Origin of the sequence: Accumulibacter sp. (assembly GCF_036625275.1) — a bacterium.
Classification (GTDB): domain Bacteria; phylum Pseudomonadota; class Gammaproteobacteria; order Burkholderiales; family Rhodocyclaceae; genus Accumulibacter.
This window is the reverse complement of record NZ_JAZKUD010000141.1, coordinates 1-6,161: the sequence shown is the minus strand read 5'-3', so window position 1 is coordinate 6,161 and position 6,161 is coordinate 1. Positions and strand designations below refer to the sequence as shown.

The 6,161-nt window shown below is 61.2% G+C and carries 7 protein-coding genes and 1 pseudogene; 2 read left to right on the top strand and 6 right to left on the bottom strand.

Features of this window, described 5'->3' with window-relative positions:
* Positions 1-273 (bottom strand): LysE family translocator (locus V5B39_RS21290; RefSeq protein ID WP_332344827.1); only part of this gene is annotated, 273 nt, incomplete at its 3' end.
* A gap of 51 nt (positions 274-324) precedes the next feature.
* Positions 325-615 carry a restriction endonuclease gene (locus tag V5B39_RS21285; protein WP_434735751.1) on the bottom strand — a complete coding sequence of 97 codons (291 nt, stop codon included), beginning with the start codon at positions 613-615 and terminating at the stop codon, positions 325-327.
* A gap of 1,025 nt (positions 616-1,640) precedes the next feature.
* Between V5B39_RS21285 and V5B39_RS21280 the strand changes: the two genes are divergently transcribed.
* The gene (locus tag V5B39_RS21280) at positions 1,641-1,829 is read left to right on the top strand and encodes a hypothetical protein (RefSeq protein WP_332344826.1); all 189 of its coding nucleotides are present in this window, start codon (positions 1,641-1,643) and stop codon (positions 1,827-1,829) included.
* 144 nt (positions 1,830-1,973) lie between these two features.
* On the opposite strand, the gene V5B39_RS21275 is transcribed toward V5B39_RS21280, so the two are convergent.
* Complete coding sequence (locus V5B39_RS21275) at positions 1,974-3,026, bottom strand: AraC family transcriptional regulator (RefSeq protein ID WP_332344825.1); 1,053 nt, start codon at positions 3,024-3,026, stop codon at positions 1,974-1,976.
* A gap of 231 nt (positions 3,027-3,257) precedes the next feature.
* Here V5B39_RS21275 and V5B39_RS21270 point away from each other — a divergent pair, with 231 nt between their 5' ends.
* Complete coding sequence (locus tag V5B39_RS21270; protein WP_332344824.1) at positions 3,258-4,757, top strand: DUF1254 domain-containing protein; 1,500 nt, start codon at positions 3,258-3,260, stop codon at positions 4,755-4,757.
* Positions 4,758-5,269: 512 nt separating this feature from the next.
* Here V5B39_RS21270 and V5B39_RS21265 read toward each other — a convergent pair.
* The 3 genes and pseudogenes from V5B39_RS21265 to V5B39_RS21255 form a co-directional block, all read right to left on the bottom strand.
* Complete coding sequence (locus tag V5B39_RS21265) at positions 5,270-5,782, bottom strand: hypothetical protein (RefSeq protein WP_291911396.1); 513 nt, start codon at positions 5,780-5,782, stop codon at positions 5,270-5,272.
* Positions 5,779-6,048 carry a DUF2092 domain-containing protein gene (locus V5B39_RS21260; protein ID WP_434735750.1) on the bottom strand — a complete coding sequence of 90 codons (270 nt, stop codon included), beginning with the start codon at positions 6,046-6,048 and terminating at the stop codon, positions 5,779-5,781. The genes V5B39_RS21265 and V5B39_RS21260 overlap by 4 nt, the downstream gene beginning before the upstream one ends.
* Positions 6,041-6,161, bottom strand: a pseudogene (locus V5B39_RS21255) (IS1595 family transposase); the annotation flags it as partial. The gene V5B39_RS21260 and the pseudogene V5B39_RS21255, both read right to left, overlap by 8 nt.

The window sequence follows — 6,161 nt, the reverse complement described above, 5'->3', positions numbered from 1 at the left end:
GAGGTAGAAGAGGTACAGCGCGCCCGCGTACTTGACCACCGCAAAGGCCAGCGAGGAGGCGGCAAACAAGGCGGCCAGGCCGACCGACGCTGCCAGCGCGTTCCCCAGGTTGCCGAGCGCGACGCCGGCCACCGACACCAGCCCGGAACGACGCCCCTGGACAAGGCTGCGAGTAACGATGTAGAGCACGCCCGGGCCAGGCGTGATCGCAAGAACGAGACTGGCGAACAGGAAAGCCGAGAGGATAGGCCAGGGAGGGAATAGATCAGTCATTGCGGCAAGCTGGAATCGGCTCAAGGTTTGAAAGCACCGCCCGACGCGGCCTTATCGCGTAGCGGCCGGTGGCCCCCTGGTGGTGATGCGAAACGCGTGGTGAAACACCTCTGCTGTGCAAGACGAGGCGGTCACGAAAACGCCCTTCTTCGCCTGCTGACCCTGCAGCGCGCCGACGAACTTTTGAATTTCCGGGCGGCCAACAGAACCTTGCCATCTCTTCGCTTGAATGTACATAGTGTCCAACCCGAGACGGTCTACCTTGGTGATTCCGTCAAGTCCACCGTCGCCACTTTGCCCGATGCGCTCGCTGGCGTCGCGGCGAGAGCCGCCATAGCCCATCTTGACCACTAGCTCGACGAAAAGGCGCGACGACAAGGCATTCCAAGAATGCAGGGAACCACGAGGGAATGCGGCCAAGGATGTCCTGGCCAGGACTGAACCGAAGACTCTGGTGGGCGAATTCGAGCGCTTCCTCTGGGGTTTGCTCCGGTGCGACAGCTTCTTGTGCCGTGCAGCAGCCGGAGGATCAAGCCGGTGTTACATCGATCAGCGCCAGCAGCGGTACACTGCGTCCGGCGTGAGAACGACGGGCAAGGGCTTGTGAGCCTTCGCCGACTCGACGTCATCCAGCCGGGGAAGCTCGGTCTCCAAGACCTCCTTGGAGAGGAAAGGCAAGGCGCTCTTCGCCTGGTTGCGTGTCGATGCCAAAAACGCGCCCCCACGGCAGGGTGAGTTGGAAGCGCCTCGACCTCCCGCGCGCCTATTTCACGAGAGCACCGCTTGTTGTGAAAAGGATGAAGCGCCACACCCAGGCTACGTAGGCCTGCCGCGTGCGTATGCTCTAGTGCTTAGCCTCGGACCGCGCCACTGGCTGAAAACCCCCTTCCGCCGCACCGTCTGGCCCTGTGCGGCCACCGCGCTGATGTTCTGCACCGCCGGCACCACTTGCGCCGGAGGCCCGGTCGATCGGCGATGTTAAGCAAAATTGAACAGCGAAATGAGATAGGCTTAACAGGTCTCACACGTTTGCACTTCGCTTCGCCAAGTCCGCCGCCAGGGGGCTCGCCAGGATGCCGCAAGGCATTGCCCGCCGGATGCTCTGCGAGTTGAAGACGATCGCGGCAGCGTATCGCGGCGAGTGGAAGCCGCTGCAAGGTCCGCCGGCAAGAGCGCGTTATCGAGGTGGTGGGCGTCCAAGCTCAAGCGGTCGAAGAACGTCAAACGCCACCTCGAGCGGGTGTTCTGCGGTGCAGGCTGGACCGATGCGGGTCAAGGCTGGGAAGGCAAGGACGGCGCCGTGCCGTCTGTCCGGTTGGGAAAAGAATTGGCGCGTCATCGTGTTGCGCCGTCTCCGGAGAAACGAAATGCTGATCGCCCAGGACGATGACGGCCAGGGATTGCTCGGCTTCGTCGAGGCAAAAAAGAAGGCGGGCAAACCAACAAGAGCGCATCGCGCGATGCTGCCAAGGCCGCCGCCGGTGCCGCGGCCCGCCTGCTACCACCCTGGACGCCCTGGTGGGCAGGCGTGGCTGGCGGGCTGTTCGCGACCATGATCGGCAAACAGGTCTTTGCGGGTTTCGAGGACAGCATACGAAATTTCTCGTCCCGACACCAAACTACGGAGAAAAGGCGCCCGGTGGCAATTAAACATGATGCCCTCAGAAGCTGCAGGAGGCATCTGACCACCAGCCTCGCGATCAGACAACCGCCCCATGTTTGCGTCGCCAAACAGCGGGAGATGCCCCGGACCAGCGCCGGAAGGCTCGTGCAAAGGCAGTAACGTCTGCGTAGCCCAGCCGGTTGGCAACGTCCTCCAGCGATACGGCTGAGCCGCGAAGGAGCACCCGTGCCGCATCAAAGCGAACCGCGTCGAGAAGCGCCCTGAAAGTGGTTCCGCTTTCCTGCAAACGCCGGGCGAAAGTTCTCCTGTTCATACCGAAGGCCTGCGCCACCTCGTCCTGGCTGATGCAGCCCGTGGCCAGCAGTGTTCGCATCACCCGCTGAATTCGATCTCTGGCGACGCCCCCTTCCCCGATTCGCTCCTTATCGCGAAGTTGCGACGCGAGGAAATCACGGAGAAGGGGGCTCGCGCCGGCAATCGGATGCTTAAGGAATGCGGCATCAAATACCACGGCGTTACGATCGGCGTCGAAGCGAACCGGGGCGGCAAAGTGCACGACAAATGCCGAAGTATCCGATGGCGCACGATACGCAAAACTCACTTCGCGCAGCGCGAAGCCAGCGCCGCAAATTTCACGCAACAGATTGGCTGCAATGGCGAGCGCGCCAAAAACGATTTGCTCGGCTCCCAGCAGCTCGGGTTCCAGCACATCATAACCCAGAACGGCGAGGCTGCCTTCTTGTTGGAAATAGGGAGCGGCACCCTCGTCGTGCAGATGCAGATAGGACTGGAGGCAGGCCAATCCCGCCCCCACCGTTGCGGAGTTGGCCACGAGGTAGCCGACGGTGCCGAGCATGACCAGGCCAGTCTGCATGCAGGCCCGCAAACCGAGGTCTGAAAGCCCGGTACGCTCGGCGGCAAGATGTCCCAGTTCCCCCAATTTGGCGAAGGGGATCACGTTATCGGGATGGTCAAAGACCGCTGCCTGAAGACCGACTTCGGCGATCAGTGCATCAGCGTCGATGCCATGCTCGCGAACTATGGAAGGTAGCGCGATGGCGCCGCCCACACGGATGACCTGGTTGCTGATCGGCGGACGGCCGCGCCGGCTTGATGTCGACTTTCCCATGACTGACCCTGATAAGGATTTCCGAGAAATTTTGGCATGAAATGTCAGAAAATTGAAAAATCTGCCGCGCAGCCGTGCATTCTTGTTATCTATACTGAATACGCTTTGAGTTCAGTTCTTGTGGTTTGTCAAACAGGTTACCAAGGCTCGGTACAAGGACGCCTTTCGGCCCGGATTACACCTTCCGGAAGCGAATTTGCTCCGAGCCCCAGCAATCGATAGGAGAAAGCTATGAAACGAAAGAATCTTTCCCGGGTGGCCATGGTGGTCCTGTGCGCGCTGACCCTGACTGCCTGCGACAAGCCGGCGGAAACCACCCAGGTCGACCGGGTGGCTATGGAGGCCAAGGCGAAGGCGGAAGCAGAAGCAAAGGCGGTTGAGGCAGCGGCGAAGGAAGCCGAGGCACGTGCGATCGCCATCGAGAGCTACGTCTACGCCTACCCGCTGGTCACCATGGAGATGACGCGTCGCATCATGACCAATGTGGAGGCACCGCAAGGATCACGTGCCCCGATGGGACACTTCGTCAGGATGCGCAGTTACCCCGACGCCTCGTACCGGGATGTCACGGCGCCTAACGCCGACACCCTTTATACGACGACGTGGATCGACGTGTCCAAGGAACCCTGGATCCTGAGCCTTCCGGACATGAAGGACCGCTACGCCCTGTTTCCGATGCTCGATGGCTTTACCAATGTATTCCAGGTGCCGGGCAAACGGACGACCGGAACGAAGGCGCAAACCTATGCCATCAGCGGGCCGGGTTGGTCTGGCGAACTGCCTCCCGGCGTGACCGAGTACAAGTCCCCGACAGGGCTGGTCTGGATTCTCGGGCGCATCTACTGCACCGGCACCCCCGAGGACTACAAGGCGGTACACGCTTTGCAGGACAAGATCTCGGTTGTGCCGCTATCCGCCTACGGGAAACCCTACACTCCGGCGCCTGGAACGGTCGATCCGGCCATTGACATGAAGACCGCCGTACGCGAGCAGGTCAATGCGCTCGACGCCGGGGCCTACTTCAAGCTTTTCGCCGAACTGCTCAAGACCAATCCGGCAACCGCCGAGGATGCCCCGATGTTGGCCAAGCTCGCCAAGATCGGTGTCGTTCCCGGGCAGGATTTCGACGTGGCCAGACTCGACCCCGCCGTGGCCAAGGGCCTTGCCGGGGCGCCCAAGCCAGCCCAGGAATTAATCATGGACTGGATGAAGGCTGGCATCGTTGCCGGCGACTTCAAGCTTGAGCACGGCTGGCTGTTCACGACGAAGACGGGCCTGTACGGCACGAGCTACCTGCAGCGTGCGCTCGTCACTGCCATCGGCTTGGGCGCCAACCGGCCGCAGGATGCGGTGTATCCGACCTCGCAAGGGCCGGATGTCGCGGCGAAGTACAGCGGTGAAAAGAAATACGTCATCCGTTTCGAGAAGGGACAACTGCCACCCGTCAATGGCTTCTGGTCGCTGACCATGTACGACGCGGACTACTTCTTCGTCGACAACAAGCTGAACCGTTACAACCTGAGCCAGCGCAACAGGTTCAAGACGAATCCGGACGGCTCGGTCGACCTCTACATCCAGCACGAGTCTCCTGGCAAGGGCAAGGAGTCAAACTGGCTGCCGGCGCCGGCGGGAGACTTTGTCCTGATGATGCGTCTGTACTGGCCGAAGGAGGAGGCTCCCTCGATTCTGGATGGCAGCTGGAAGGTGCCGGGCGTCAGAGAGGCCAGCTGAACCCATCACGTAGTCATCGACGATAGCCTGTAGCAAGACCAAATTCCGGGGGGTTTTGGTGTCGACCGCAACACTGTAAAGCGCCCCGGGATCTATAGACACTTGGCGACCACCCCGGCCGCTACACTTCAGATGGCCATAAGGCTGGTTCCGGATGTAGCGGCCTCCTCGCCCGGCCGGGAGTTTCGGTAGAGTCGAGATGTGGCGCGGTGGCGATAGGTTCGGCTTGTCTGTTTCCGTCCCTTTCGTCTGACGGTGCCCAAGTAGCCTGGCCATAACCCCGTTTCCACATCCCGCTCATCGAACCGGACAGGCGCTTCTCGCGCATCCGGCTCTCGGACAAGACCTCATGCTTTCGCCCACGGAAGATCGCGGATTCTCGCCCGCAGATTGACCAGTCCCATCTGCTGATGGAGGTACTGGTTGGGGTAGCGCACCGCGTTCGCATGGCACTCGGAGGGCAAAAAGAGGCCGCCGCCGGCTACGGTTGACGGCCCATTCTCATCAAATTCTCAGTAAGGCGGGTTGATCACCACGTACTGCGAACCCTGCGGCTGGTACCAGGTGTTGCCGCACTGCTGGTAAATCATGCCGCCATAATTCACGGCGATGCAGTTGGCGGGAACGGTACGCACCATCGAGCCGACAACCGCGGCGGTGACCGCAACCGTCGCAGTCACCGCCGCGGCCGTTGCGACCGGGTGATAGTCGTTGTCCCAACCGCCACCACAGCAACCGCCGCGGTTGCGATCGACATTGACATTGACGTTCTTGTTGGCGTTGATGTTGGTGTTCCGATTGTTGACGTTGTTCACGCTGGTGCTGCGCACATTGTTGGCCCGCACGTCGCGATTGGCGTTATTGACCTGTTTGGCGCCACCACCACCACCGCCACCTCCCCCGGCACGCGCACCGGCATGGCCACCGCCACCACCGCGTGCCTCAGCGATCGGCGCCAGGGCAAAGCTAGCCAAGACGAGCACTGCCAGGGGGGTCGCGAACAACTTGGTGAATGATTTTTTCATTTTGGCGCTCCTTTACTTTTTTCCAGCGAACGAAGTTCAACTGCGGTCGCGCCCTTGGGCGGCGTGAATTTGAAGATACTGTCCTTGAAGGTCGGCTTCAGGTTCCAGTCGAAATACTGGACCGACTGCGGACGTGCCTCGTCGGATCGATCGGTGATCACGAGCTTGCGTGGCAGCGGCTTGGCCCCGGTGGTGATCCAGATCTGCCAGTCGGTGTTGCCCTGGCGAAAGGCGTAATGGTCACAAAGGTCGTCCTGATTAGCAATGAACGTCAGCCGCCCGAATCGAGCGCTGGGGCAGCGGCGAGCAGGCTACGGCGGCGAGCAGGAGCCGCGCGTTCAAGGTCCTGAGATCGAATCGGCGGTTGAATCGGTAGGCG